The organism is Arthrobacter sp. FW306-06-A, from assembly GCF_021870055.1.
Lineage (GTDB): Bacteria > Actinomycetota > Actinomycetes > Actinomycetales > Micrococcaceae > Arthrobacter.
Genome location: NZ_CP084552.1, coordinates 1341092 through 1365830, shown reverse-complemented (window position 1 = coordinate 1365830; position 24739 = coordinate 1341092). Strand labels below are relative to the sequence as shown.

Here is a 24739-nt window from a genome sequence, read left to right as displayed (position 1 = left end):
CGGGGCGGCGCTTTTTAGGGGGCGCGGCCGTAAAATTGGTAGAAACCAACACCTGCCGCCCTGCCGAGGGGGTACTGCGATTTCTGCTGGCCGCCGCGCTTGGTAGTGCCGGCAATGGACCCGGATTGTCGTAAGCCGGGAAAACAGGAGCCGCGAATGAGAGATGAACCGTAAGTTCTGAAGATATTCGTCCTACTGGCTGGTGCAGTCAACGCTAGCAGCGCGGCTGCACCAGCACCTTAAAACGATACGGCGCCGGGAGCCTCCAAGTAGGCTCCCGGCGCCGTTCACCGTGTCAGGGCTGCTGCTCAATGAGCCTGCCCAGGGGAACAAGGGACCAGGTCCCCCGCTTTTATCAGCGGCGGTTGTCGCCGTCGGTGTCGATGTGTTCCTTGCGGACTTCCTCGTTCACCGTGACGTCGTCGCGGACGGTTTCCTTGTCCAGCCGGACGCGCTCCACGGGGACGGCTTCCTTCTCCACCACCGGGCGCTCCTCGTGGAGGACCACTTCGTGCTCTTCTTCGCTGATGGCAGGGCCGTCGAGGGCGGCACCCCGGTTGGCGTCCGTGATGGGCTCACGCTCGATCCGGACCTCTTCGCGCTCCACCGGGATGGTCTTGGTGACGTTCTCGGTGGTGACGTACTTCCGCAGCCGTGCCCGGCCCGTGGCTTCACGTTCCGTGCCCACGTGCAGCTGTTCCTCGGACCGCGTCATGGCGTCGTCCGTTGTGGGGCCCGAGGTGTCGTGGCCAACGGCTCCGCGGGACTCGGTATCGCGCTCGGAGCGGATGCCTGCCGTGGGGGTGCCTGCGTTCAGGTCGGCATCGCCCTGCAGGTCGGCGTCGGTCCTGGTTCCGGAGCTGGCAACGTCGGAAGCCGAGTAACCGGAGGTTGCCTCGGTGTAGGTCCGTGCACCGTTGCGGTCGTAGTAGGTGTAGAGCCGGTCCTCTTCCTCGGGGCTGAGGTGGCCGTCGGCGTCCACGCGGGGAGCATCCTTGACGTGTTCCTTGCTGTAGGGAACCACCAGGTCCTCACCCTGTTCGTGTGCGCCCTCAACCGGCACGAAGGACTCGGACGTGCCGAAAAGGCCCGTCTTCACAGTGACCCATGTGGGCTCACCCGTGTCGTCATCTGCGTACAGCTGGCCGAGCGATCCGATTTTCGAACCGTCGGAACCGACGACGTTGCCGCCCTTAGTGAGCAGGTTTTCAAGGTTTTCCCTGTTAAGCATGACGTCTCCTTGGATTGTCGTTGCACTGGGTCTGCCAGCAGTGGATATCCCGGACCGGGGCAATCTCCCGACGTCTGGCTTCCGGCCCCGGCTGCTTGAGGCTCTGCGCTGACTGCCCCACTACCGTAAGCATGCTTAGCATCAAATGCCAAGCCTACTTAGTAATTTTTTTAGGACCCGGGTGTATCTGTTCACCCGTCCTTCTCCTCCGGGTCATGCTTTCTCCCCCGTCATTTCAAGGGAGGAGCCCACGGTTGAGGGGTGAGGATCGCAATCGTCGCCGAATCATTTTTGCCGTTGATGAACGGTGTCACGCACTCAATTTTGCGGGTCCTGGACCATCTGCAGGAGCGGGGTGACGATGTCCTGGTCATCGCCCCGTCCGCCCATGACGGTGGGGCAGCCAGCCATGTCAATGGTGCTGAGGTGCACAGGCTTCCGGCGGTTCCGCTGGCCGGCTACACGAATGTCAGGGTGGCGTTGGGTGGTGTGTACCGGGTCAAGCGAATCCTTGCCGAGTACGCGCCTGACGTTGTGCATCTTGCCTCTCCCTTCGTGCTGGGATGGCGTGCGGCACAGGCTGCGAGCCAGTTGGGGATTCCCACTGTGGCCGTGTACCAGACAGAGGTCCCCGGCTACGCCGCGCGCTACGGCGTCCCCTTCCTCGAGAACTGGGCCTGGGCCAGGGTGGAGCACATCCACCTGCTGGCCACGCGCACCCTGGCGCCCTCCACGTTCGCGCTGAACCAGTTGCGCGGGCGGGGCATCCCGCGGGTGCGGATGTGGCGCCGTGGTGTGGATACCGCGCGGTTCTCGCCCGAAAAGCGCGACGACGGCTGGCGGGCTTCGGTGGCCCCCAACGGTGAACGGATCATCGGGTACGTGGGCAGGCTTGCCGCGGAAAAGCAGGTGGAAGACCTCGCGGCCCTCGCCGGCATGTCCAATACACGGCTGGTGATTGTAGGGGACGGACCCCAGCGCAACGCTCTTGAAGCGGCACTGCCCGACGCACTGTTCACCGGCTTCCTGGGCGGTGAGGAACTGGCCCGGGCGGTGGCATCCTTCGACCTGTTCGTCCATCCGGGCGAGTTTGAGACCTTCTGCCAGACCATCCAGGAGGCCATGGCATCGGGCGTGCCGGTGGTGGCCACGGGCCGGGGCGGCCCGCTGGACCTGGTGGAAAATTCCCGGACAGGGTGGCTCTATGAACCGGGTGACCTCTCAGGCATGCGCGCCCGGGTGCAGGACCTGGTGGGCGATGACGCCAAGCGCCGGGCCTTTGCCACAGCCGCACACGCCTCAGTGCAGGACAGGACCTGGCCGGCCCTGTGCTCAGAACTGATCCACCACTACGAAGAGGCCATCGCTGCCGTTCCAATGGCGGCAAGCTCGATCAACTCCAAGGGAGCCAACTGGTGAAGATATCTGTGATCGGCTGCGGCTACCTGGGCGCGGTCCACGCGGCAACACTGGCATCCATGGGCCACACTGTGGTGGGCATCGACGTGGATCCCGGCAAAGTGCGCCAGCTGGCGCAGGGCAGCGCGCCGTTCCACGAGCCCGGGCTGGACGAACTCCTCGAGGACGGCCGCACCACCGGGAGGCTGCGGTTCTCCACCGACCCGGCGGACGCCAAGGATGCACAGGTGCACTTCCTCTGCGTGGGGACGCCGCAGGAAAAGACGTCCGACGCCGCCGACCTCACCTTCCTGGTCTCCGCAACGGAAGCACTGCTGCCGCACCTGGCCGCGGGCGCCGTCGTCGTGGGCAAATCCACTGTCCCCGTTGGCACGGTGGGCCTGCTGGGCGCCATCCTGGCGCCGCGGCCGGACGTGCTGCTCGGGTGGAACCCGGAATTCCTGCGGCAGGGCACGGCCGTGAAGGACTCGTTGGTGCCGGACCGGCTGGTGTACGGCGTCGAGGGCGGCCGGTCCGGCGCCTTCAATCCCGCCACCGGTAGCCCGATGGGGGTGACGGCTGTACTGGATGCCGTCTACGAACCGCTGCTGGCCGCCGGAATCCCCCGCCTGGTGTGCAGTTCCGCCACGGCCGAACTCATCAAGTCCGCCGCCAACGCGTACCTGGCCACCAAAGTCAGCTTCATCAACGCGGTGGCGGAACTGTGCGATGCCGTCGGCGCGGACGTGGGCGAACTCAGCGCAGCTATGGGGCTGGACCCCAGGATCGGGGGCCGGTACCTGCATGCCGGCCTGGGCTTCGGCGGTGGCTGCCTGCCCAAGGACATCCGCAGCTTCCGCACACAGGCGGCAACGCTGGGCGTATCCGCCGTGGAGGAGTGGATGCGCCTGGTGGACAACGTGAACCTTGGCCAGCGGGAGCGGACGGTCAGGCTCGCGGCGGAGCTGTGCGGCGGAGCGTTATCTGGCCGCTCAGTCACCGTCCTGGGCGCCTCCTTCAAGCCCGACACCGATGACATCCGCGACTCCCCCGCCCTGGACGTGGCGGACCGGCTGGCCGCTGCCGGGGCCCACGTGACGGTCACGGACCCCAAAGCGGTGAACCTTGCATGGCGGCGCTACCCGCGCCTCCGTTTCGAGGCCTCCACCGAGAAGGCGCTCCAGGACGCCGAGTTGGTGCTGCTGCTCACCGAATGGGACGAATACCGGCGGCTGAGCCCCGCCCTCGCCGGGCAGCTGGTACGACGGCGGGTGGTCCTGGACGCGCGGAACGTGCTGGATGCAGGGGCGTGGCAGGAGGAGGGCTGGATGGTGCGCGGCCTGGGCACCTCCGTTGGAGCCCTGGGCACTGTGGCCACGGGCGCCCTGGGCGCGGGCACTGTGGGCACCGGTACGTTGAACTCCGCGCCCGGGGGACGCTGAGGGCTAGCCCAGGAGCCCCAACTCCGCGAAGGCCAGCGCCACACCGTTGCCGGCAGGCGGCGCGGTGACCCTGTCCGCCACTGCCAGAACGGCCGGGTGGCCGCCCTCCACGGCAATGCCCACGCCCGCGTATTCCAGCATTTCGATGTCGTTGGCGCTGTCGCCGATGGCAACGATGTCCGCTCGGTCCAACCTGAGCCGGGCCTGCACTACCTGGATGCCTACGGCCTTGTGCGTGCCGGCCATGAAGATCTCCCCCGCCCGCTCGCCCAGTGCCGATAGGGAGCTGGGAATCAGCCCCACTTCCGGGCCAAAGGTTTCCAGCAGGCGGGTCAGCGGGACCGGTGAGTCGAAGCACGAAATTTTGGCGTAGGACGTGGCCCGGAGATCGTCGCTGTACCGCATCGGGCCCAGGATGTCCTCAAGTGGATCCACGTCGGTACTGAGGACCCCGTCGTGCTGTGGACGTCCGGCGAAGATGGGGCCGAGCACCTCCCGCAGCCGCCGGTCCACTCCCGTGCGGCCGTGCAGGGCCTCTGGAGCTTCCAGGATGTACGCGGCGTTGTGGGAGTCCAGAATTTCCACAATGCGCGCGGCGAGATCCGGCTCGAACCGCGCGTCCTTGAGGACTTCACCGTTGACCTCCACCCTGGCGCCGGCACCAGTGATGGTGCCGTCAAAGCCGGCATCCAGGATGTGGCCCGGGACCATCGACAAGGGGCGCCCGGTGCAGACAAAGACCAGATGGCCCAGTTTCCGCGCCGCCCGCACGGCGTCCACATGCGCTTCCGGCGCGAGACCGTGGTCTGCATAGGTGCCGTCGATGTCGAGGAAAATGGCACGGGGCCTGGCGGTGGGGCTGGACATGCCTGCGCTCCTTGGTCTGTTGCGGGACTTGCCATCTTATCGGCGGCTACAGAGCAGGCAGCACGTCCCACCATCGCCGGACGGCAACGGAAATGTGCGTCTCATGGGCCTCGGCGGCAGGCCCGGGGAGTGCAGGAGCAGGACCTGCACGGGCGTCTCCGCAGGTAAGGTGCGCATTTCCGCCGGAAACTGACAGCCATCCTGTGATATTCAAAGCCTTGCAGAATAGTAAGCCTGCTGATTGAATGTTCACACCGGAAATGGGGGCCCGGCACAATTCACTGACAAGGAGTGGCAACATGGGCATTATCGGTTTTCTCATTTTGGGCCTGATTGCTGGAGCCATTGCAAAGGCCATCCTGCCGGGCCGCCAAGGTGGCGGCTGGCTTGTGACCATGGTCCTGGGCGTTGTCGGGGCCATCCTGGGCGGCTGGATCGGCTCGCTGATCTTTGGCGGCGGCCTGGCGGAATTCTTCGACATCAGGACCTGGCTGCTGGCCATTCTCGGCTCGATCATCGTGCTGCTGATCTACGGCGCCGTCACCAACCGCAGCGGCCGCCGGGCGTAGCCGCTTCACCAGAATCCATTAGAAAAGAAGCGCCGGACTCCTAAAGGGAGTCCGGCGCGTCTCACGTCCCCCGCCGGGCCGGGTGCAGAACCAATTTTGCGCAGCGCCAATTTGCAGTCCCGCTTTCACGCCTCATTTCCGCCTTGGCCTTTATGATGGCGAAGGGGTGGTGTAATGGCCGGTTTTCCAAACCGTGGCAACAATGTGGCATTACAAACTTTCGGCGTGGTCATGGACGCGAGTCCGGACGCGCTGCTGGCTTTGAGCGCGGACGGCACTGTCCTGGCGGCCAACGTTGCGGCAGCAAGGCTGTTTGGCCTTCAGCAGGAATCCTTCACGGGCCTGGACCACCGGATGCTTTTCGCGGCCGGCTCCCGGGACCAGGTTGCCCACCTTTTGCACCAGATCCTCACACAGCCAGGGGAACAAGCACCGCCCAGGGAAATCGCCGGGCTGCGCGGAGACGGGACAGAATTTCCCCTGGAACTGGCCGCGGCACTCCTTCCCGGACAGGAAACGACTGCCGCCGATGCCAACCCAGGCGGGGCAGATGCCGGACGGGCGCAGTGCACACGACTCCTGCTGTCAGCACGCGGAACAGCACACCGCAAAGCAGCGGATGCAAACCTGCGCGATGCGATGTCGCTGCTGACCGCCACCCTTGAGTCAACCGCCGACGGCATCCTGGTTATGGGCATCGACGGGCGGGTGGCCGGCTTCAACGAGCAGTTCCTGTCCATGTGGAGCCTTCCGCCGGAAATTATGGAAGCGGACAGCGAGGCGCCTGCGCTGCGGCTGGTCATGGAGCAGGTGGCAGATCCCGTGCCGTTCACCGCGCGGCTGGGCGAACTCCAGGACAATCCGGCCGCTGAGAGCCACGACGTGGTGGAACTGCGTGACGGGCGTACCTTCGAACGCTATTCCCGCCCTCAGCGGGTGGGCGAAAAGATCGTGGGCCGGGTGTGGAGCTTCCGCGATGTGACGCCTCGCCGGAAAGCGCAGGAGCAGGCACACCGGGCCATGATGGACCTCGCAGTCCAGGCCGAGAAGCTCCGGGCCATGGCGTTCCAGGATCCGCTGACGGGGCTCGCGAACAGGGCTGTGTTCAACGACGCCCTGGCCGAGGCGCTGCAGGAACCCCGGTTGAAAACAGTGGATGTCCTGCTCCTTGACCTGGACGATTTCAAGGAAGTCAATGACATCCTTGGCCACCAGGCCGGCGACGACATGCTTATCGAAGTGGCCCGCCGGCTCCGCGGCTGCGTCCCCACAGCGGATGTGGTGGCCAGGCTGGGCGGCGACGAATTCGTGGTGCTCCTGACCGCCTGTCCCGATGCGGATGCGATCGCCGCCTGCATCGTGCGCTGCCTGCATGTCCCCGTTACGATCGGCGGCACCGTCCTCCGGCCCAGCCTCAGTTTGGGGATCGCCTCGCTGGGGCAGGACAGCGTGGGGCCCTCTGAACTGCTGCGGCACGCCGACATTGCCATGTACGCGGCCAAAGCTGCAGGCAAGAACCGGTTCCTGCGCTTCCATCCGGACATGATGCAGGCGCTGGTGCAGCGCACGCACATGGAGAGCGGGCTGCAGCTCGCCGTGCCGCGCGGCGAGATCACTGTGGACTTCCAGCCGATCGTTTCCCCTCGCATGGGGCAGGTGGTCCAGCTGGAGGCCCTGGCCAGGTGGGACCGCGGCGGCGAGCGGGTGCCGCCGTCGATCTTCATTCCACTGGCCGAGCGCGCCGGGCTGATCGGGGAGATCGGGGCCGAAGTGATGGCAACCGGCATGGTGCAACTGGCACGGTGGCTCAGCGAAGATCCCTCGCGCTCCCTTGCCGGCAACGTATCAGGCGTCCAGTTGCAGGAACAGGACTTCGCCGAAACTGTGCTGCGGCTGGCGGAGGCGAGCGGCGTGGCGCCGTACCAGCTGGTCATGGAAGTCACCGAGAGTGTCTTTTTCGACGCCGACTGCAACCTGATCCAGCAGCTGAGCACCCTGCGGGACGCCGGCGCCCGGGTGGCGCTGGACGATTTCGGCACCGGCTATTCCTCCCTGGGCCGGCTGCAGGACCTGCCCGTGGACACGGTCAAGATCGACAAGACGTTCGTGTCCATGGTCCGGACGGGCAACGAACGGCTGCCCATCCTCAGCTCCATGATCAACATGGCGCACAGCCTGGGCTTGACCGTCACCGCCGAAGGAATAGAGACGCCGGTGCAGGCTGACTACCTGACGGCGCTGGAATGCGATTCGCTGCAGGGCTACCTGTTTTCCCTACCGGAACCGGGCGAACGGCTGGGCCAGGCGCTCCATCATGCCGAAGAGGCCCTCAACGCCCTGAAGGGGCGGTAAAGCAGGACTGCTCCGGGGACTGCTGGGGAGTTAGGCTGCTTCCTTGCGGCCGGGCCGCCGCTTGGTGGGCGCAGGTGCGGAAGCCTTGGGCTGTGCCGGTTCAACGGGTTCGGGAGCACCGGAAGTGACAGGGTCCGATGGCAGCGCGTCGTCAAGGTGGTCCGCGGCAGGTTCGGTGCTGCCTGCCGCATAAGCCACGGGCACCGTGGCGGCGGCGCGGTTCCGGCGCCAGCGGCGGATGAGGTCGGCGGCGGCGAACAGCCCCGCGAGAGGGGTCAGCACGGCGGACGCGTAGACGAAGAGCATCCAGGTCAGCGTGGTCAGCGGCGGCTGGTTGTTGTTGAGCAGGGACAGTCCGCCAAGCAGACCGACGATCCAGAACAGCAGGACCGCTGTCAGTACGGCACCGGCGGGGAAATACTGGTTGGTCACGACTTTTTTCAGGGTTTCCATGCACTTCCTCCTGCCTGGCCGGGGGGATCGGCAAAAGCCGCTCAAAAACAAGTATGGGGCCCAGCCGGCGCGAAACCGGGTAAGACGACACGGCGAGTGATGAACCTAACGCAGCCACCCGCCGTCGTGCTGATCCCTGGTCCGAAAAGGCGGGCCGGAACCCCTTCCCCGGGACGAAACCGCCGAATACCGTAATGCCTGTCAACTCAATTTTTGGAGGCTTCATGCGCAATGTCACTGCCGGCCTGTTCCACTCAGTGGACGGTGTGGTGTCCGAACCGTTCAAGTTCCAGTTCGACAGCTTCGATGACGAGCTGGGCGAAGGATTGACCCGGATGATGAACAACGTGGACACCGTGGTGCTGGGCCGCGTCAGCTACCAGGAGTGGGCCGAGTACTGGCCGAACGCCTCAGTGGACCAGGACTTTGCGGCGTTCATCAACCCCGTGGAGAAGTTCGTTGCGTCGCGCACCCTAACGGAACCGCTGGAGTGGCAGAACTCCCGGCTGATGGATGCTCCGCTTGAGGAGTTCGTGGCTGGTTTGAAGGAGCGCGACGGCGGGGAAATCGCCGTGTGCGGAAGCATCTCCGTGGTGCGGCAGCTGCTGTTCGCCGGGCTGTTGGACTCGCTGCAGCTAATGACCCACCCGGTCATCGCCGGCAGCGGCCGCCGGCTTTTCGAGGACGGCGACCCGCTCACCCGCCTGGTGCTGCAGGACCAGAAGACCACCAGCAAGGGCAACGTGCTCAGCACCTACGGCGTACGCGGCGACTAGCCGGGCAGGCCTAGGCGGCCAGCGGCGACCCGAACAGTTCCTCGGCGAGCCGGGCCAGGTGCTCCGGGATGTCCGCTTCCGCCCCGTGTTCACCACGGCCAAGGAAGACGGCGGTGCCGCGGATGCCGTCAAGGTCCAGGCCGCATTCATGCATCAATTGCCCGGCGCGGAAGTTGACCGGCAGGAGCATGGTGACGCTTTCGGCGTTCAGGTAAACGTGCCAGTCGCCGCGGATCACCGACTCCAGCGGCCCGCCCACCAGGGCTTCCAGGGCCTGCAGGTCCGCTGCCACCTGCTCGATGCGCATGGGTTCTGAATTGCCGGCCGGTACTACAAGTGCTGTGTAAGTTCTGTTGTCCATCGTTCTGTCTCCAATGGGTTTAACACTTGACGGGACGGCGGTGTTCCCGGACGGTCCGGCACCCCTCAGTAAGGTACGACGACGGCGCTCCCCCGGCACCGTCGTCGTACCTTCACCGTGGGGCGCGTAAAATGGACCAGTCATGCACTGTTCCTACTTTGATGCCGGTACCTGCCGCTCCTGCACCCAGATGGGCAGGCCCTACGGCGAACAGCTGGCCGGCAAGCAGCTGCACTGCCAAACCCTGCTCTCCGACCACACCGGACTTGAATGGCTCCCGCCCGTCGCCAGCCAGGAGTCAGGCTTCCGCAACAAGGCCAAGATGGTGATCGGCGGGACCGCGCAGAACCCCACCATCGGGATCCTGGACGCCGACGGGCACGGCGTGGACCTGCGCAAATGCGGCGTCTGCTCCCCCGGCCTGCGGGCCGTGTTCCCGGTCCTTGCCGGCTTCATCCGCCGGCTGCGCCTCACCCCTTATGACGTTCCGAAGCGCACCGGCGAGCTCAAGCACGTCATCCTCACCGAATCCCCGGACGGCGGGGTCATGCTCCGGCTGGTGCTGCGCTCCGAACAGGTGGTGCCACGGATCCGGAAGCACCTCCCGGAGCTGCTGGAAGCCCTGCCACAGGTGAAGGTGGTCTCGGTCAATCTGCTCCCCGAGCACAAGGCAGTCCTGGAGGGCGAACGCGAAATCCTGCTGACGGAGCAGTCCACCCTGAACATGCGGGTCAACGACATCAACCTGCATCTCCGCCCGCAAAGCTTCTTCCAGACCAACACGGAGATGGCCGGAGCGCTGTACCGGCAGGGGCGTGAATGGGTCAACGAACTGGCACCAGCCTCGGTATGGGACCTCTACTGCGGCGTGGGCGGTTTCGCCCTGCACAGCGCCGCTCCGTCCCGTACGGTCACCGGGATTGAGGCCAGCAGCGAGGCGATAGTTTCCGCCCGGCTCAGCAGCGGTGAAGCCGGGCTGGAGGGAATGGAGTTCCAGGCCGGTGATGCCACCGCGTTCGCCCTCGCGGCGGAGCAGTCGCCGGAGCTGGTGATCGTGAACCCGCCCCGGCGCGGCATCGGCAAGGAGCTGTGCGGCTGGCTGGAATCATCGGACGTGCAGCACGTGGTGTACTCCAGCTGCAACGCCCAGTCCCTGGCCCGCGACCTGGCCGCCCTCCCTTCCTTTACCGCCCGGAGGGCCCGGGTGCTGGACATGTTCCCGCAGACCAAGCACTACGAGGTGATGGTGCTGCTGGAACGGACAGCTTAGGCAGCGTCAGGGTCACCGGCCGGCTCAGGGGCGGACGCGTTCGACGGCGCTGGCTTCCCGCCCGGCGGCACGGAGCCCGGCCGCCACCCCTTCAGCGTCGGCGGCCGAGCGGTTTTGGCTCAGTTTCTCCTTCGCGTCGATCCGGGTAATAACCAGCTCCACGCCCACAATGGCCCGCAGCTGCCCGGCGATGTACTTCTCAGGGGCATCGTCCACAGCCCACGGATCCTCCCGCCCGCCCTCGTGCAGCCCGGTCAGGTGCCGGACGTGCCGTCCCAGCCAGGCGGCGTCGTCATGGACCACCAGTTCGCCGTACACGTGCGCGGTGCTGTAGTTCCAGGTGGGCACCACCCGGCCGTGCCCGGCCTTCGAGGCGTACCAGGACGGCGAGATGTAGTCGTCCGCCCCCTGGATGATGGCGAGCGCCTCGCCCACTGGCGCGAGGGACCATTGCGGGTTGTTCCGCGCCATGTGGGCCTGCAGCGCCCCGCACTTCCCTACCGCGGGGTTGAAGACAACGGGCAGCAGCGTTGCGAGCAGGCCCTGGTCCGTCATGGTCACCAGGTTGGCTGCGCCGGGACTTGCCAGGAGGTTCTGGACGGTTTGCGGGCTTGCGGCAAAGTGGGCAGGAATGTACACGTCTAAGTCCTTTCGGTGGTCAGGAGATCGGTTTGAGCCGGACGCGGACGGCTGCGGCCGCGCAGAGGATGACGGCAAGGGCGCCGATGACAGTGGTCCAGGTAAGGGCCTCGCCCAGCAGGAGGGCCGCCCAGCAGATGCTCATCACGGGCTGGAGCAGCTGGATCTGGCTCACCTGCGCCATGGGGCCGATGGCCAGTCCGCGGTACCACGCGAAGAAGCCCAGGAACATGCTCACCACGGCCAGATAGCCGAAGGCGGCCCACTGCACGGGAGTGGCCGATGGCGGCTGGTCCAGGGCCGAGACCACGGCCAGCACGATCATGGCCGGCGCGGCGAGGACCAGCGCCCACGCGATGGTCTGCCATGATCCCAGTTCGCGGGCCAGCAAGCCGCCTTCCGCATACCCCAGCGCCGCACAGGCCACGGCGCCGAGCAGCAGGAGATCGGCCCAGTGCAGGTGCCCCACACCGCCGGACTGCAGGAACGCGAAGGACACCGCTGCCAGCGAGCCGAGCAGCATCACCGCCCAGAAGGCCGGTCGCGGTCGCTCACCGGTGCGCAGAATGGCCGCCGTTGCAGTGGCGGCCGGCAAGAGGGCGATGACCACCGCCCCGTGACCCGCAGGGACGGCGGTAAGTGCATAGGAGGTGAGCAGCGGGAAGCCGACGACGACGCCCGCGGCCACGAGCGCGAGGCGCAGCCAGGTGCGGGGTTGCGGCAGCCGTTGGCGGGTGATGGCCAGGGCTGCGGCGGCGAGGATTGCGGCCACCACGGCACGGCCGGAACCGATGAACAGCGGCGGGATTCCGGCGACCGCTACCCGTGTGAAGGGAATGGTGAAGGAGAAGGCCGCAACACCCAGGAGGCCCCACCAGATTCCGGGGGCTCTGCGGACTGCAGCGGAACTGTTGAGTCCACCGCTGTCGAGCGGCAGTACCACTGGGTCATTCAGGGCAGTAGCGCTACTATGTTCTTTCATGAATAACGATAGCAGCTCGCGGATCGTTGCGGCACTCCGTGGCTGGATCTCGAACGCCGCCCCGGGAGCCCGGCTGCCGTCCACGCGGCAACTGGTGGCCGAGTACCAGGTCAGCCCCGTAACGGTGCAAAAGGCGCTCCAAGCGCTGACCACGCAGGGGCTGATCGACAGTCGGCCGGGGGTGGGAACGTTCGTCCGGGCCGTGCGCACCGCAAGGCCGTCGGACTATGGCTGGCAAACCGCTGCGCTGCGGCCGCCGTCGGCCCCGCTGCCGTCGTCGTCAAGCACCATGCGCAACGTTCCCGGCGACGCCATCTGGTTCCACTCCGGCTACCCGGACCGCGAACTGCTGCCGGAACGGCTGGTCCGCTCCGCCCTGGCCCGGGCCGCGCGCGGCGACGCTGCCCTGTCCAGGCCTCCTGCCGCCGGCATGCCCGAACTGCAGCAATGGTTCGCCCAGGAACTGGGATCGGCAACCCCGGTGGGCATCACTCCCCCGACACCGAATGACGTCATTGTGCTGCCGGGAAGCCAAAGCGGGCTCAGTTCCATCTTCCGCGCGCTGGTGGGTGCCGGCCAGCCGCTGCTCATCGAGTCACCGTCCTACTGGGGTGCCATCCTGGCTGCGGCCCAGACCGGGGTGCGGCTGGTTCCGGTGCCCAGCGGACCGGAGGGGCCGGACCCGGCGGACGTGGAGCGCGCCTTTGCCGAGACCGGAGCGCGGGCCTTCTACGTGCAGCCCAACTATTCGAATCCCGCCGGTACCCAGTGGTCCCGGGGCCGTGGCGACGAGGTGCTGGAGGTGGCACGCCGGCACGGCGCGTTCCTGGTGGAGGACGACTGGGCGCACGACTTCGGCATTACCTCGGACCCGATGCCGCTGGCCATCAGGGATGATGCCGGCCATGTGGTGTACATCCGGTCCCTGACCAAGAGCGTTTCCCCGGCCATCCGCGTTGCTGCGGTGATCGCGCGCGGACCGGCCCGGGAACGGATCCTGGGCCACCGGGCCGCAGAGTCAATGTACGTGAGCGGGTTGCTGCAGGCGGCGGCGTTGGATGTGGTGACCCAGCCCGGCTGGCAAACACACCTGCGCAGCCTCCGCCAGCAGCTCCAGTCGCGCCGGGACCTGCTGGCCACCAGCCTCCGCGAGCACGTGCCGCAGGCCCACATCGACAACCTGCCCAAGGGTGGGCTCAATCTGTGGGTGCGCCTGCCGGACGGCACGGATCTTCCCCGGCTGGTGCGGGACTGCGACGACGCGGGGGTGATTATCGCCGCCGGCACTGAGTGGTTCCCTGCCGAACCGGCGGGAGCCTTCATCCGGCTCAACTACTCTGGCCCGAACCCTGGCGCCTACCCGGAGGGAGCCCGGATCATCGGCGAGGCACTGGCACGGCAGGGCTGAGTTGGTGCGTTTCGGCCCGGTGCATCCATGGCCGGTGCATCCATGGCGGAAGGGACTACTGTCTTTGGTAAAGGTACCCGGGGGAAGGCGTGCGGCTCCAGCCTGTCTTAGGAAGACAGCGGCCAACACATGCGGCAGCCCCGCTACCGGGAACAGCAAAGGTGACTGACGATGGACAACTCCCAACCGCTGGCCAGTGAGCTGGCCAGATTAACTGGGCAGGCGGCCGGCGGCTTTCTCACTGAGGAGAATGCCTCCGTGCCTGAGTGCATGGGCCGAACAGCGCGCCATCATCATCCAGGACACCAGGCAGGAGACCCGCTGGCCCAAATGGATAGCAGCCATCGCGGACCTCCCGCTGCGGTCGGTCCTCAGCGTCCCGCTGACGACAGAGGGAAGGCGCATCGGCGCCATCAAGGTGTATTCGCCGTCGCCGCTGGTGTTCGACGACCATTCGGTTTTCCTGATCGAACGGCTCGCAAACCCGGCCGCCGTCCTGCTCGGAAATGTGCGTGACCGTGAAGCAACGCAGCGGCTGGGTTTGCAGCTCGGCGAGGCCCTGGCGAACAGGGACATGATCTCCCAAGCACAGGGAATCCTGATCGAACGGATGCACCTGGGCTCCCGCGCAGCCCTGGACGTGATGCTGGCTTCGTCCCGCGAAGAGGGCAAGCCGTTGCAGGAGGTAGCACGCGGCATCGTTAACGGGCTGGCCGACGGGTAGGAGCCTTTTGTGGACGAATTCGCTCAGCCCCTGGAACAGGCGCAGGCGACGCGGGAAGCAATGGAAGAAGCCGGGATTACGCTCAGTGCCGTGTGGATGCGCTACTTCAGCTTCACCGGTGCCGCCGGTGAGTACGAGATTGACGCCTACCTGAATGGTTCACTCGAACTGCCGACCCACGAACGGGACCTCGTGTCACACGCGGTCAACGAGCTCATCAAAGAGCTCCCTCCGCGGCGGATGGACCCCTACAGCCCCAACGGCAAGAGCCGCGGGTCTGTCCCGAACCCGAGGCATGACGGGGCGCGCGGCGGGTCGCAGGACGGCAAGTGACCTTGACGTCCCTCCCTAGGGTTCCCCAAGGAATAAATCAAGATTTGCGCTTAACCCGTTCTCCCCCGGCGGACGAGGCTACGCTGGCCGTGCCAACGCATCCAGCACACGCATTTGGGGGACAACTATGCCCGGCTTCCACAACTTTTCCCTGCCATATTCCCGCCGTCACCCACACCGATTCGTAGCCGGCTCCTCGCTGCGGAAGGTCCCCAACAAGGCGCTGGGCGCCGGGGCTGCTGCCGCCGTCGTGCTTCTCCTGGCTGGCTGCGGCGCACCCCAGGCCTCGCTGACCTCCGCTGCCGGGCCGGCCAGCGACGCTGCCTCCGCAACTCCCACGGCAACACCCACCCATACCCCCGTTGCCAATACACCGTGCACGGCTGTCAATGCCCAGCAGGTCAGTGCAAGCACCAGCTATGTGTGCACAAGGGACGAGACCGGCGTGCTCGTGTGGCTTGAGGCCGAGGAGTCGAAGCGCATCACCGACAAAATCGCCGCTGCGGAGGCGGCGAAGAAGGCCGCAGCGGAGAAGGCCGCGGCAGACAAAGCGGCCGCCGACAAAGCTGCCGCTGATAAAGCCGCGGCGGACAAGGCCGCTGCCGACGCCGCAGCTGCAGCAGCCCAGCAGGCCGCCGAGGCGAAGGCGGCCCAGGAGACGGCAGCAAAGGCAGCCGCGGAGGCGGCTGCGAAGGCCGCCACCCCTCCGGCTCCCGTGGCACCAGCCGTTCCGGGGACCAATCCGGGCTGCGACCCGAACTATTCAGGTTGCGTCCCCATTGCCTCGGACGTGGACTGCGCCGGCGGAGGCGGCAACGGACCAGCCTACGTCCGCGGTCCGGTCCAGGTCATCGGCCAGGATATCTACGGGCTGGACAGGGACCACGACGGTGTGGGCTGCGAATAAAAGCCTGCTCAGGCGAACGCCTTGACCAGTTCCTCGCTCTTCTCCCACAGCCCGCGCGCCAGCACGGCGTCGTACGCCTGGGGGTTGGCCTTGGCCAGGGCACGCTTGGCGTAGTAGGCGCCGGAGATCCAGTCGGTTCCGGCGGTGCCGTTGATGAGCCACAGCATCGTGTCGGCACCCTGGTCAGGGCTGAGCATGAAGCGGTTCAGGAGCGTGGTGTACACGTGCCGGAAGGGGCTTGAAGACTCCGCCGCGAAGTTGGTGCGGACCACGCCGGGGTGGAACGCCGCCGTCGTTATCCCCTCTTCGTGGAAGCGGCGGTGCAGCTCGGAGGTGAACAGGATGTTGGCCAGCTTGCCGGTGCCGTAGGCCCGGTTGGTGCTGTAGCCGTGTTCGGCCGTGAGGTCGAAGAGGTCCAGCTTACCGAAGTTGTTGGCGGCGCTGGAGGTGTTGATCACCTTCGCGTTGCTGGCAGTGAGCGTGTCCATGAGGAGGCTGGTGAGCAGGAACGGCGCCAGGTGGTTGACCTGGAACGTGGACTCGTTGCCGTCCACGGTGAGGGTCCGCTTGCCCATGATGCCGCCGGCGTTGTTGGCCAGGACGTCGATGCGCGGGTAGTTGGCCTTCAGCTTCTCCGCGAGGTCGCGCACCTGTGCGAGGTCGGAAAAGTCGGCCAGGTAATGGTCCGCGCCGATGTCTCCGGCCAGGGCCCGGGTCTTCTCTGCGGAACGGCCCACGACGACCACTTGTTCCCCTGCCTTGGCCAGCGTCCGTGCGGCTGCCGCTCCGATGCCGTCGCTGGCGCCGGTGATCACGATGGTGCGAGGAGTCAAGGGGTGTCCTTTGGTCGGCGTGCGGCGCACCGGCGTGGCGCACCAACGGGCATAACGACGGCGGGGCGGCCGGTGTTCCCACCAGCCGCCCCGCCGTCGCTTTGCTTTGTCGGGGTCAGCCCGCCGCGCCGGCCACCAGGAAGATGACTGCGGCAACCGCGAAGCCCATCACGCCGATCAGGGTTTCCATCACGGTCCAGGTCTTCAGGGTGGTCTTGACGTCCATGCCGAAGAAGCGGCCCACCAGCCAGAAGCCGGAGTCGTTGACGTGGGACACCACCACGGAGCCGGCGGCCACGGCGATGACCATGGCGGCGACCTGCATTCCGTTCAGGCCACCGGCAGCAACCGCCGGGGCAATCAGGCCGGCAGTGGTGGTCAGTGCGACGGTTGCCGAGCCCTGGGCGATGCGCAGGATGGCGGAGATCAGGAAGCCGGCCAGGATCAGCGGGATGCCCACGTTGCCCAGCACGTCCGCCAGGGCCTTGCCGATGCCCGAGGTGCGCAGGACGCCGCCGAACATGCCGCCGGCGCCGGTGATCAGGATGACGGAGCAGACCGGGCCCAAAGAGGATTCGAGCAGCTTCTCCATGCTGGCGGTGTCGCGTCCGCGGCGCGTGCCCAGCACCACCAGCGCAGCGAGCACTGCGATCAGCAGCGCCACCGGGGTCTCGCCAAGGGTCCGCAGGACCTGGAACCACTGTTGCTTCTTGACGGACTCGTCCAGGACACCGGAGGAAGCAAGGGTGTTCAGGCCGGTGTTGAGGAAGATCAGCACCAGCGGCAGGAGCAGCAGGCCGATGATGGTGCGGAACTTCGGCGGGTGGGCCTCGGCCTCGGCACTGGCGTGGCCCAGGATCTCAGGGACCGGAAGGACCAGCTTCCTGCCGGTGTACAGGCCGTAGAGATAGGCGGTGACGTACCAGGTGGGGATGGCGGTGATGAGGCCGGCGATGAGGACCAGGCCGATGTTGGCGTCGAAGAAGGCAGCGGCGGAGACCGGGCCCGGATGCGGCGGCAGGAAGATGTGCATCACCGAGAAGGCGCCGGCGGCGGGCAGGCCGTACCGCAGCACTCCCCCGCCCAGGCGGTGGGCGACGGCGAAGACCACGGGCAGCATGACCACCAGGCCGGCGTCGAAGAAGATGGGGAAGCCGAAGATCAGCGAGGCCAGGCCCAGTGCGAACGGTGCACGCTTTTCGCCGAAGACGCCAATAAGGTAATCCGCCAGGACCTTGGCACCGCCGCTGGTCTCCACGATCCGGCCGAGCATCGCGCCCAGGCCCACCAGCAGCGCCACCGTCCCCAGGGTGGTGCCGAAGCCGTCCACCAGCACCGGGACCACCTTGTTGGCGGGGATCCCGGTGGCGAAGGCCGTGGCGAGGCTGATGAGGATCAGGGCGATCAGGGCGTGCATCCGCAGCCGGATGATCAGGAACAGCAGCACAAGAATCGCTGCCGCGGCGATGAGCAGCAGCGGACCTGCGCCCAGCGTCTGGGTCCATCCTTCGATGGTCATGGTTCTCCTTTGAAACAGGGTTGGGGATTGGGGGGGGTCAGGACGCCTGGGGCGCCTGGCCGGAAGGGAGATTGAGGGCGTTGACGACGGCGGCGACCAGCTCTTCGGGTGAGCGTGCGATGTCGAGGCGGAGGCTGCCTGACTCGAGCTCTTCCTGGGTGAGCGGCTCAAGGGTGGCCAGCTGGCTGGGCAGGAGCGTGGGCGGCATGAAGTGCCCTTCCCTGCCCTGCATGCGCTGGCTGATCAGGTCGGCACCGCCGTCGAGGTGGAGGAAGACAACGCGGCCTTCGGCCTGGGACAGCAGGTGCCGGTAGCTCCGTTTGAGGGCGGAGCAAGTGAGGACCGTGCTCGTGCCGGCGGCAGCCTGGGCGGACATCCAGTCGCGGATCTCCTGCAGCCAGGGCCAGCGGTCCTCGTCCTGGAGGGGAATGCCCTGCGTCATTTTGGCGATGTTCGATTCCGGGTGGAACTCGTCCGCTTCGGCGCAGGCCCAGCCCAACTGCTGGGACAGCGCTGCCGCCAGGGTGGATTTGCCGGATCCGGCAACGCCCATGACCACAAGATGCGTGGCTGGATACTGCATGTCATACCTCCGGAGAAGACGTCTTTGGCTTTCGAAGAAGCTCGCTGCTGGCCTGCTTTGAACAAGGCCAAGCGATAAGGTATCACCTTTTCTTCCAATAGATAGTATCTATTCGTGTCACAAGTCATACCTTTACTCCTTCGGCGGGTACTCTTGGAGGGCGCAGTGGCGCGTGACGAGAGCGGGGAAGAATGTCGACGGCGACAATCCAGGACGGCGATGGGATGCACGACGGCGGGCCCGTGCCTGCCGCGCAGGGCCGGGTTATCGAGGCAGTCGGTGTGGCCATCGCCTCCGGGGACCTTGCCCCCGGCAGCCGGCTTACCCTTGAGGGGCTGCAGCAGGAGTACGGGATCTCCCGGACTGTTGCACGGGACACGATGAAGGTTCTGGAATCGATAAACCTGGTCTACTCGCGGCGGCGCGTGGGCATCGTGGTGCAGGAGCCGTCGCTGTGGAATGTGTTCGATCCCAAGCTGGTCCGCTGGCGCCTGGCTTCGGACCGGCGGGACCTGCAGTACAGCAGCCTGACCGAGCTGCGCATCGCCGTCGAACCCATCGCCGCCGCCGGAGCGGCGCGCCGGGCCAGCGCGGCCGAGCGCGCCCAGCTGGTATCACTGGCGGCCGACCTCCGCCGGCTGGGTGAAGCTGGCGACCTGCAGTCCTTCCTGGCCGCCGACATCGCCTTCCATCAACTGCTGCTGCGCAGCTGTGGCAACGAGATGTTCCGCGCGCTCGAGGGCATGGTGGCCGAGGTACTGACCAGCCGTACCAAGCAGGGCCTCATGCCGTTCAAGCCACGGAGCGAAGCACTGAAGGCCCACGAGGATGTTGCCGCGGCCGTGGCAGGCGGGGACACTGCGGCGGCGGAACAGGCCATGCACCACATCCTCGACGAGGTCCGCGAGGCGATGGGGCTGCGCTGACGCGCCACTACTCCCTGGCCAAACAAATCCCTGGCTAAACAAAAAATGGCCCGCCCAGGACAACCGCCCGGGCGGGCCGCAGTAATACCAGGCGTCAGTCGACGACTTTCACCTTGCCCACCATGCCCATGTAGTCATGGAGTGCGCAGATGTACTTAAAGGTGCCCTTCGCCTGGAACTTCACGGTGAATTCACCACCGGGCGGGATGATCCCGGAGTTCAGGTCCCCACCCGTGAAATTCGCCGGGGTTCCTGAAGGCGCAAAAACATTCGCCGGTTCAGTGCCAAAGGTCACGGTATGGGGAGCTCCCATTCCTGTATTGGCGAACACGACCGTATCGCCAACGTGCACCGTCACGATGGGCCGAACAAAGCGCATGACCATGGCCACGCCGTCGTCACTGCCTGCCAGCACGCGATGGTTGCTGGCTTGGTCCGCCAGCTCCTGGTCGAGTTCGTGTCCGTCCCGGAGGATGGACCGCGCCTCCGCCCGTGAAGAGCGGTTGTAGTCAGCCTGGCTGTACGGGTACTCCGTGCCCTGTTCACGGACGTGGACGGTCCCCTTCATCACGTCGCCGTGGACCAGGCAGTAGTAGGTGAAGTCGCCTTCACGCGGGAACGCCAAGCTGTAGCTGGTGGCGTCAGGGAAGCCGGGCACGTCCACATTGGCCAGGATGCCGGAGTTGTAGTAGGAATGCCCGTCGTAGCTGTCGCCTCCGCGCTTCAGCAGCTCATTTTCGTCGAACGGGTTAAATGGTTCCAGCGGCTGTCCCGACGCAAGGAATGTCACCGTGTGGATTTCTGCGGCGTTAGCCTCCCATTTGATGGTGTCCCCCTCATTGATGAAGATCTCGGAGGGAAGGAAAGCCATGCCCTGGATCTCCTGGTCATGGGACTCAGAGCCCACCAGGACCTCCCAGGTTCTGTGCCCCCATCCGCTGGCAGACGCCGGGCCTGCGGCAGCCATCGATGCCAGCAGGGCAACGGCGAACGCGACAATAAACGCCAGTTTCTTGAATCTCGGATTGTTTCCCCGAATGTGCTTCATAGCGACGCTCTCTTGAACGGCAATCAGCCAAAGGCCGATGTGCAAGTGCAGCCGATCCAATCCATCGCATGACTGGCCGAACCGGCCACTGATTGTGAAGTGAAGGTGCCGGGTGCCAACGCCGGGGAGCGCGGGCAGCCGGTGCCGGCCGACTTTCGTGCCGGACATGCACCACCCCAACTGGTGCCGCGCAGGTTGGATTTTTCTCCGGACGCCGCGGGCGTGGGTTTGGCACGCTGCAAACGTACGCACTTACAAGATTGCTCCTTCAACTGAATTATGTCGAGAGCGTCGAAAGGGGCACCGCCTTGCCATAAGCGGCCGTCGACCGCACAACCGTTGTTGCCCAGCGCCGCTTATGCGGTCACGGGCCGGTCAGGCAGTACTGGACCGGGCAGAACTGCCACACGTGGGTTAACAAAAAGCAGGGCCTGCCGATGAACGGCAAGCCCTGCTCGGAAACCTAACGGTCCCGGATCCCTAGGAAATTAGAGAGCCTGGATGTTGGTGGCCTGGGGACCCTTGGGGCCCTGCTCGGTGTCGAAGGAAACCTTCTGGTTCTCTTCGAGGGAGCGGAAGCCGGAGGAGTTGATCGCGGAGTAGTGCGCGAACACGTCCTGCGAGGAGTCGTCCGGGGAGATGAAGCCGAAGCCCTTTTCAGCGTTAAACCATTTGACGGTACCAGTAGCCATTTATTTTGTCCTTCGTGAAGGTGGAGGGAAAGTCCCGACTTTCGGGCCCTCCGGCGTGGGGTGTTCAAAAACCGCTACTTCAGAAGAACACGGACTTTCGACCGCGCGTACTGCCTGAACTACCAACTGCATAAACACAACAACAGGTTCAACACTACAGGAATTTGGGCCCATACCTAATCGCTCCCCTGTTCAGGCCCGGATTACGCCTGCTCGCCGCCCTCCAGGGCAGTGCTGTAACGGGTGAACCCCGGACGGAGGCGGACGGAGCGGGCGCCCACCATGGCGATGTCCTCCCACAGCACCAGGAACGATCCGCGGTGCCGCCACCGAAGGATCCGGGCAATGGTGCGCGGCTGGGTGAGGCCGTTGCGTTCGTACCCCAGGAAGGAAGCCGCGCTGTGCGGGCCGACCACCAGCCCCAGCAGCCGCGGTTCGGCCATCAGCTGGTGCGGCGTCCCGTCCAGCACGAACCGGACGTCGGCCACCCGGCCCAGCCGCCCGCCGTCGGCGTCCAGGACGGGCGTGCCCAGCAGGTCACCGAGGATCATGGCGGCCTCCCGGGATGCGCGCGATGATCTTGTCCCGCACCCACCGTTCCACCCAGCTGGCGTCCAGCGGCTCACCCTTGACGCCAAGCCGCACCACCACGCCGACTTCAGCCACGTCCTTCCACGGGATGCGGACCAGGCGGGACGACGGCGGCCTGCCGCCAAAGATGCGCGTCCCCAGCACCGACCCCGTCAGCAGCGCAGTGATGACCGGCGCCGGGGTCCCCGCCGGGATGTCCTCGTCCAAAGCAGGCCCGCTCACCTCGAGGTCATCGACGGTGGTGACCGGGACGCCGTCGTAGTCCAGCACCTGCCGGTCCATGAGGTGCAGCTGGGCATCCAGGATGCGCCCGGCGACCTGGGGGGCGGGAGTCAGCGGGCCGGGAGTGGATGTCATGAGCCGGCTCCTGTGGCGATCATGAGGGGAATGGCGGCAATGGAGGCGACCAGGATAATCACCAGGTAGACCATGCCCAGCGCGTTCACCACCCGCCCGTTCACATGCTCGTGCATGTACTGGGGGTCATTGGCCACGATGAGGATGGGCAGGTACGTCAGGGGCAGGGCAATCGCGGAGAACACCACCGAGTATTCGGTCACCAGCACGGGGTCCACGCCGGTGGCCAGCACGGCCATCCCCACCAGCAGGCACACAATCATGGCCAGGTGGAAGCGGGCGGCCTCGGCCGGGCGGCGGAACTTGCCCCAGGACCAGCCGAAGAACTGCGCCAGTGTGTACCCACTGGAAAGGGTGGTTTCCAGGGCGGCACCGAAGGTTGCCGCGACGATCCCCACCAGGACGAACGCCAGTCCAAGCTTCCCGGCCCCTTCGGCGACGGGCAGGATGACCTGGGACAGCGACGTCACCGAGATGCCGGCCGGAAGGAGGACCACAGTGGCGCACGCGGCGATGGCCACGGACAGCAAACCACCCAGCGGGAACCCCACCAGGACGTTGATCCGCTCCTGCATCAGATCCTTAACCGTCCATCCTTCCTCCACGGCACCGGAGGAGAAGAAAAAGACCTCGTACGGGGTCATGGCCGCACCGAAGAGGGCGATGGCGTAGTAGCTGTACGTCCACACCGTTTCCTGCTGCGGCACGGCCGGCGCCAGCTGCCCGGCAAGGGACGCCCAGTCGGGCTTGAGCAGGAACAGTGCCACCGCGAACACCATCAGGGTCAGCCCCAGCAGGCCTGTGACGTTTTCCATGATGGAGAACCGGACCCGCCAGATCACCAGCCACACCGCCACGGCGGCCACGGGAATCCACAGCAGGTAGTAGACGCTGCTGGCCAGCTGCAGGGCCAGGGCCACGCCGCCGATCTCCGCGGTGACGGTCATCAGGTTGATCAGGAACGACGCCGAGAGATTGGCCAGCCCGGCCCGTGGCCCCAGCCGCTCGCGGATCACCTCGAAGGTGGCCCGGCCTGACACCGCTGCAACCCTGCCGGACATGTTCGCGAACAGGATGATTCCCACGACGCCCACAGCCACCACCCACACCAGGGACAGGCCAAAGCGGGAACCGACGACGGCGTTGGTCACCAGGTCCCCGATGTCCACGAACCCGCCAATGGCGGTCAGGATCCCGAGCGCGACGCCGAGCAGCCGTTTCACTTGTCCCCCACCTTGCCTTCGAGCTGCTTGAGGGCGTCCTGCGCGTCCGCAAGCGCCTTGTCACCGTCGGGGAGGGAGGGGGTGCCGCCGTCGTTTGCTGCCAATGCGGCGCGGGCGGTGGCGAACCCCGCCGCGCACTTGTCCAGCACCTCCAATGCCTGCTTCTGCGTTTCGCGGTCTCCCTGGGTGGCCGGGGAGAGCTTCAGGATTGCGCTCCGGCTGGTCTGGATCTCCTTGAGCTCATCGTCAAGGGTGGTCGATGCTGCTGCGCGGGTCAGTTTGCCGTCCATGTCCTGCCGCAGGGCGATCCCGGCGGTGGCAACGGCGGAGGAGCTGTCCTTCACTGCGCCGGAGACCGTCTGGCTGGTGCCGCCGCTGCAGCCGGCGACGAAAGCGAGGCTGAGGACGGCGAGCGCGGCGAGGGCCAGGAGCCCAGGCTTTTCGCCGCGCCGGACCGGAATGTCTGCGGCCGGGGCCCGGGCCGGCGTGTTCAGCACTCTTGCCTCCAGCCCCCCGGGGACGTCCCGGATCCTAGCCAATCCGCCCTGCGCAGGCAGCCAAAAGATTTAGTTGCCTACGGTCAGGTATAGCACTCGCTGGGGAAGTTTGACCTGCTCAAAGGCCGATCAATTACCGACTGCGCCCTGGCACCGGCCGACCCTATCCCCCGCCGGCAAACAGGCATATCCTGCATCGAGATCCTGCGGAACAGACCCCTGCCACCGGAAGGTGAAGCCATGGAAATGCCCAAGGCAACAGAGGAAGAGAAAGAGCGGTTCCGGCGCGTGGTCCCCGACCACCCGGGCGTGGTGGTGAAGCCGATGTTCGGCAACCTGGGGGCGTTCGTCAACGGCAACATGTTCGCCGGGCTGTTCGGCGCCACCATCGGGGTCAAGCTCTCCCGGGAGGACAAGGAGCTGCTGGAGTCCTCTGAGCGGACCGTGCCGTTCGGCCCTGCGGACCGGCCGATGGGCGGGTACACCGGGCTGCCGGAAGTGTGGAATGAAGAGGGCGACGGCGACGAGACCCGGGCGCGGGCATGGGCTGAGAAGGCACTGGCCTACGTCGCGTCCCTGCCGCCAAAAGAGCCCAAGGAGCCCAGGGGGCGCAAGGTCCTGCCGTGACGCCATTCCGCGTGATCCTGCTACCGGGTGGCATTACCCGCGCAAGGACCTTCTCCTCTTTTTCCGCACCTGCCCCCGGGACTGGACTGGAAGGCAGGGCAGGACCCAGGCTCCTGCCGGAAAAGGAGACA

27 protein-coding genes are annotated in these 24739 nt (G+C 66.2%); 12 read left to right on the top strand and 15 right to left on the bottom strand.

Translation table 11 applies throughout. The annotated features are described in order from the left end of the window. Positions 1-355 precede the first annotated feature (355 nt). Positions 356-1231: a YsnF/AvaK domain-containing protein gene (locus LFT49_RS06365; protein ID WP_236801483.1), complete on the bottom strand. Its 876-nt coding sequence runs from the start codon at positions 1229-1231 to the stop codon at positions 356-358. A gap of 261 nt (positions 1232-1492) precedes the next feature. On the opposite strand from LFT49_RS06365, the gene LFT49_RS06360 reads away from it, so the two are divergent. Then, positions 1493-2650, top strand: coding sequence for a glycosyltransferase family 4 protein (locus LFT49_RS06360; protein WP_236801482.1), 1158 nt, complete (start codon positions 1493-1495; stop codon positions 2648-2650). Then, positions 2647-4071, top strand: coding sequence for a UDP-glucose dehydrogenase family protein (locus tag LFT49_RS06355; protein WP_236801479.1), 1425 nt, complete (start codon positions 2647-2649; stop codon positions 4069-4071). The genes LFT49_RS06360 and LFT49_RS06355 overlap by 4 nt, the downstream gene beginning before the upstream one ends. A gap of 3 nt (positions 4072-4074) precedes the next feature. On the opposite strand, the gene LFT49_RS06350 is transcribed toward LFT49_RS06355, so the two are convergent. After that, entirely contained in the window at positions 4075-4938 is an 864-nt protein-coding gene (locus tag LFT49_RS06350) for an HAD hydrolase family protein (RefSeq protein WP_236801478.1), read from the bottom strand. Between the two features lie 299 nt (positions 4939-5237). On the opposite strand from LFT49_RS06350, the gene LFT49_RS06345 reads away from it, so the two are divergent. Further along, positions 5238-5507 carry a GlsB/YeaQ/YmgE family stress response membrane protein gene (locus LFT49_RS06345; RefSeq protein ID WP_236801477.1) on the top strand — a complete coding sequence of 90 codons (270 nt, stop codon included), beginning with the start codon at positions 5238-5240 and terminating at the stop codon, positions 5505-5507. Between the two features lie 174 nt (positions 5508-5681). Further along, positions 5682-7859 (top strand): putative bifunctional diguanylate cyclase/phosphodiesterase, encoded by a 2178-nt coding sequence (locus tag LFT49_RS06340; protein ID WP_237430089.1) that lies wholly within the window; start codon positions 5682-5684, stop codon positions 7857-7859. A 30-nt stretch (positions 7860-7889) separates the two neighbouring features. On the opposite strand, the gene LFT49_RS06335 is transcribed toward LFT49_RS06340, so the two are convergent. Next, positions 7890-8312: a hypothetical protein gene (locus LFT49_RS06335; RefSeq protein WP_236801475.1), complete on the bottom strand. Its 423-nt coding sequence runs from the start codon at positions 8310-8312 to the stop codon at positions 7890-7892. A gap of 224 nt (positions 8313-8536) precedes the next feature. On the opposite strand from LFT49_RS06335, the gene LFT49_RS06330 reads away from it, so the two are divergent. Beyond that, positions 8537-9088, top strand: a complete 552-nt coding sequence (locus tag LFT49_RS06330; RefSeq protein WP_236801473.1) for a dihydrofolate reductase family protein — start codon at positions 8537-8539, stop codon at positions 9086-9088. A gap of 10 nt (positions 9089-9098) precedes the next feature. Here the strand turns inward: LFT49_RS06330 and LFT49_RS06325 are convergent, their stop codons facing one another. Then, complete coding sequence (locus LFT49_RS06325) at positions 9099-9449, bottom strand: DUF3846 domain-containing protein (RefSeq protein ID WP_236821560.1); 351 nt, start codon at positions 9447-9449, stop codon at positions 9099-9101. Positions 9450-9591: 142 nt separating this feature from the next. Between LFT49_RS06325 and rlmC the strand changes: the two genes are divergently transcribed. After that, positions 9592-10719, top strand: coding sequence for a 23S rRNA (uracil(747)-C(5))-methyltransferase RlmC (gene rlmC / locus LFT49_RS06320; RefSeq protein ID WP_237430088.1), 1128 nt, complete (start codon positions 9592-9594; stop codon positions 10717-10719). 24 nt (positions 10720-10743) lie between these two features. Here the strand turns inward: rlmC and LFT49_RS06315 are convergent, their stop codons facing one another. After that, positions 10744-11358, bottom strand: a complete 615-nt coding sequence (locus tag LFT49_RS06315; RefSeq protein WP_237430087.1) for an FMN-binding negative transcriptional regulator — start codon at positions 11356-11358, stop codon at positions 10744-10746. 19 nt (positions 11359-11377) lie between these two features. After that, positions 11378-12340 (bottom strand): DMT family transporter, encoded by a 963-nt coding sequence (locus LFT49_RS06310; RefSeq protein WP_237430086.1) that lies wholly within the window; start codon positions 12338-12340, stop codon positions 11378-11380. Here LFT49_RS06310 and LFT49_RS06305 point away from each other — a divergent pair. The 4 genes from LFT49_RS06305 (at position 12339) to LFT49_RS06290 (ending at position 15712) form a co-directional block, all read left to right on the top strand. Then, the gene (locus tag LFT49_RS06305; protein ID WP_236801465.1) at positions 12339-13748 is read left to right on the top strand and encodes an aminotransferase-like domain-containing protein; all 1410 of its coding nucleotides are present in this window, start codon (positions 12339-12341) and stop codon (positions 13746-13748) included. The two genes, LFT49_RS06310 and LFT49_RS06305, sit on opposite strands and share 2 nt — an antisense overlap. Before the next feature lie 250 nt (positions 13749-13998). After that, on the top strand, positions 13999-14472 hold the full coding sequence (locus tag LFT49_RS06300; RefSeq protein ID WP_237430085.1) for a GAF and ANTAR domain-containing protein: 474 nt from the start codon (positions 13999-14001) through the stop codon (positions 14470-14472). A gap of 9 nt (positions 14473-14481) precedes the next feature. Then, the gene (locus tag LFT49_RS06295) at positions 14482-14805 is read left to right on the top strand and encodes a hypothetical protein (protein WP_236801461.1); all 324 of its coding nucleotides are present in this window, start codon (positions 14482-14484) and stop codon (positions 14803-14805) included. 127 nt (positions 14806-14932) lie between these two features. Next, the gene (locus LFT49_RS06290) at positions 14933-15712 is read left to right on the top strand and encodes a hypothetical protein (RefSeq protein ID WP_237430084.1); all 780 of its coding nucleotides are present in this window, start codon (positions 14933-14935) and stop codon (positions 15710-15712) included. An 8-nt stretch (positions 15713-15720) separates the two neighbouring features. Here the strand turns inward: LFT49_RS06290 and LFT49_RS06285 are convergent, their stop codons facing one another. From LFT49_RS06285 to LFT49_RS06275, 3 genes are all read right to left on the bottom strand, one after another. Then, positions 15721-16545: an SDR family NAD(P)-dependent oxidoreductase gene (locus LFT49_RS06285; protein WP_236801459.1), complete on the bottom strand. Its 825-nt coding sequence runs from the start codon at positions 16543-16545 to the stop codon at positions 15721-15723. Between the two features lie 115 nt (positions 16546-16660). Further along, a complete protein-coding gene (locus tag LFT49_RS06280) occupies positions 16661-18064 on the bottom strand; it encodes a GntP family permease (protein ID WP_236801458.1) in 1404 nt (467 codons plus the stop codon). Positions 18065-18101: 37 nt separating this feature from the next. Next, complete coding sequence (locus tag LFT49_RS06275) at positions 18102-18647, bottom strand: gluconokinase (RefSeq protein WP_236801457.1); 546 nt, start codon at positions 18645-18647, stop codon at positions 18102-18104. Positions 18648-18838: 191 nt separating this feature from the next. Between LFT49_RS06275 and LFT49_RS06270 the strand changes: the two genes are divergently transcribed. Further along, positions 18839-19573 (top strand): FadR/GntR family transcriptional regulator, encoded by a 735-nt coding sequence (locus tag LFT49_RS06270; RefSeq protein ID WP_236801456.1) that lies wholly within the window; start codon positions 18839-18841, stop codon positions 19571-19573. 94 nt (positions 19574-19667) lie between these two features. Here LFT49_RS06270 and LFT49_RS06265 read toward each other — a convergent pair whose 3' ends face one another. The 6 genes from LFT49_RS06265 to LFT49_RS06240 all read right to left on the bottom strand — a co-directional run bounded on the left by LFT49_RS06265 (position 19668) and on the right by LFT49_RS06240 (position 23981). Next, complete coding sequence (locus tag LFT49_RS06265) at positions 19668-20621, bottom strand: plastocyanin/azurin family copper-binding protein (RefSeq protein ID WP_236801455.1); 954 nt, start codon at positions 20619-20621, stop codon at positions 19668-19670. Positions 20622-21109: 488 nt separating this feature from the next. Continuing rightward, the gene (locus LFT49_RS06260) at positions 21110-21313 is read right to left on the bottom strand and encodes a cold-shock protein (protein ID WP_015936345.1); all 204 of its coding nucleotides are present in this window, start codon (positions 21311-21313) and stop codon (positions 21110-21112) included. A gap of 203 nt (positions 21314-21516) precedes the next feature. Then, a complete protein-coding gene (locus tag LFT49_RS06255; RefSeq protein ID WP_236801452.1) occupies positions 21517-21864 on the bottom strand; it encodes a PRC-barrel domain-containing protein in 348 nt (115 codons plus the stop codon). Beyond that, complete coding sequence (locus LFT49_RS06250; protein ID WP_236801450.1) at positions 21851-22261, bottom strand: hypothetical protein; 411 nt, start codon at positions 22259-22261, stop codon at positions 21851-21853. Before LFT49_RS06250 ends, LFT49_RS06255 begins: the two co-directional genes overlap by 14 nt. Continuing rightward, positions 22258-23484, bottom strand: a complete 1227-nt coding sequence (locus LFT49_RS06245) for an Nramp family divalent metal transporter (protein ID WP_236801449.1) — start codon at positions 23482-23484, stop codon at positions 22258-22260. The genes LFT49_RS06250 and LFT49_RS06245 overlap by 4 nt, the downstream gene beginning before the upstream one ends. After that, positions 23481-23981, bottom strand: a complete 501-nt coding sequence (locus LFT49_RS06240; protein ID WP_236801448.1) for a hypothetical protein — start codon at positions 23979-23981, stop codon at positions 23481-23483. Before LFT49_RS06240 ends, LFT49_RS06245 begins: the two co-directional genes overlap by 4 nt. A gap of 240 nt (positions 23982-24221) precedes the next feature. Between LFT49_RS06240 and LFT49_RS06235 the strand changes: the two genes are divergently transcribed. Then, a complete protein-coding gene (locus LFT49_RS06235) occupies positions 24222-24608 on the top strand; it encodes a TfoX/Sxy family protein (protein ID WP_236801447.1) in 387 nt (128 codons plus the stop codon). Positions 24609-24739 lie beyond the last annotated feature (131 nt).

Coding starts and splice junctions, on each gene's coding strand:
- LFT49_RS06270 (WP_236801456.1), top strand. CDS start 18,839: ATGTCGACGGCGACAATCCAGGACGGCGATGGGATGCACGACGGCGGG.
- LFT49_RS06365 (WP_236801483.1), bottom strand. CDS start 1,231: ATGCTTAACAGGGAAAACCTTGAAAACCTGCTCACTAAGGGCGGCAAC.
- rlmC (WP_237430088.1), top strand. CDS start 9,592: ATGCACTGTTCCTACTTTGATGCCGGTACCTGCCGCTCCTGCACCCAG.
- LFT49_RS06235 (WP_236801447.1), top strand. CDS start 24,222: ATGGAAATGCCCAAGGCAACAGAGGAAGAGAAAGAGCGGTTCCGGCGC.
- LFT49_RS06345 (WP_236801477.1), top strand. CDS start 5,238: ATGGGCATTATCGGTTTTCTCATTTTGGGCCTGATTGCTGGAGCCATT.
- LFT49_RS06325 (WP_236821560.1), bottom strand. CDS start 9,449: ATGGACAACAGAACTTACACAGCACTTGTAGTACCGGCCGGCAATTCA.
- LFT49_RS06280 (WP_236801458.1), bottom strand. CDS start 18,064: ATGACCATCGAAGGATGGACCCAGACGCTGGGCGCAGGTCCGCTGCTG.
- LFT49_RS06335 (WP_236801475.1), bottom strand. CDS start 8,312: ATGGAAACCCTGAAAAAAGTCGTGACCAACCAGTATTTCCCCGCCGGT.
- LFT49_RS06330 (WP_236801473.1), top strand. CDS start 8,537: ATGCGCAATGTCACTGCCGGCCTGTTCCACTCAGTGGACGGTGTGGTG.
- LFT49_RS06260 (WP_015936345.1), bottom strand. CDS start 21,313: ATGGCTACTGGTACCGTCAAATGGTTTAACGCTGAAAAGGGCTTCGGC.
- LFT49_RS06275 (WP_236801457.1), bottom strand. CDS start 18,647: ATGCAGTATCCAGCCACGCATCTTGTGGTCATGGGCGTTGCCGGATCC.
- LFT49_RS06290 (WP_237430084.1), top strand. CDS start 14,933: ATGCCCGGCTTCCACAACTTTTCCCTGCCATATTCCCGCCGTCACCCA.
- LFT49_RS06340 (WP_237430089.1), top strand. CDS start 5,682: ATGGCCGGTTTTCCAAACCGTGGCAACAATGTGGCATTACAAACTTTC.
- LFT49_RS06250 (WP_236801450.1), bottom strand. CDS start 22,261: ATGACATCCACTCCCGGCCCGCTGACTCCCGCCCCCCAGGTCGCCGGG.
- LFT49_RS06305 (WP_236801465.1), top strand. CDS start 12,339: ATGAATAACGATAGCAGCTCGCGGATCGTTGCGGCACTCCGTGGCTGG.
- LFT49_RS06310 (WP_237430086.1), bottom strand. CDS start 12,340: ATGAAAGAACATAGTAGCGCTACTGCCCTGAATGACCCAGTGGTACTG.
- LFT49_RS06300 (WP_237430085.1), top strand. CDS start 13,999: ATGCCTCCGTGCCTGAGTGCATGGGCCGAACAGCGCGCCATCATCATC.
- LFT49_RS06265 (WP_236801455.1), bottom strand. CDS start 20,621: ATGAAGCACATTCGGGGAAACAATCCGAGATTCAAGAAACTGGCGTTT.
- LFT49_RS06255 (WP_236801452.1), bottom strand. CDS start 21,864: ATGATCCTCGGTGACCTGCTGGGCACGCCCGTCCTGGACGCCGACGGC.
- LFT49_RS06350 (WP_236801478.1), bottom strand. CDS start 4,938: ATGTCCAGCCCCACCGCCAGGCCCCGTGCCATTTTCCTCGACATCGAC.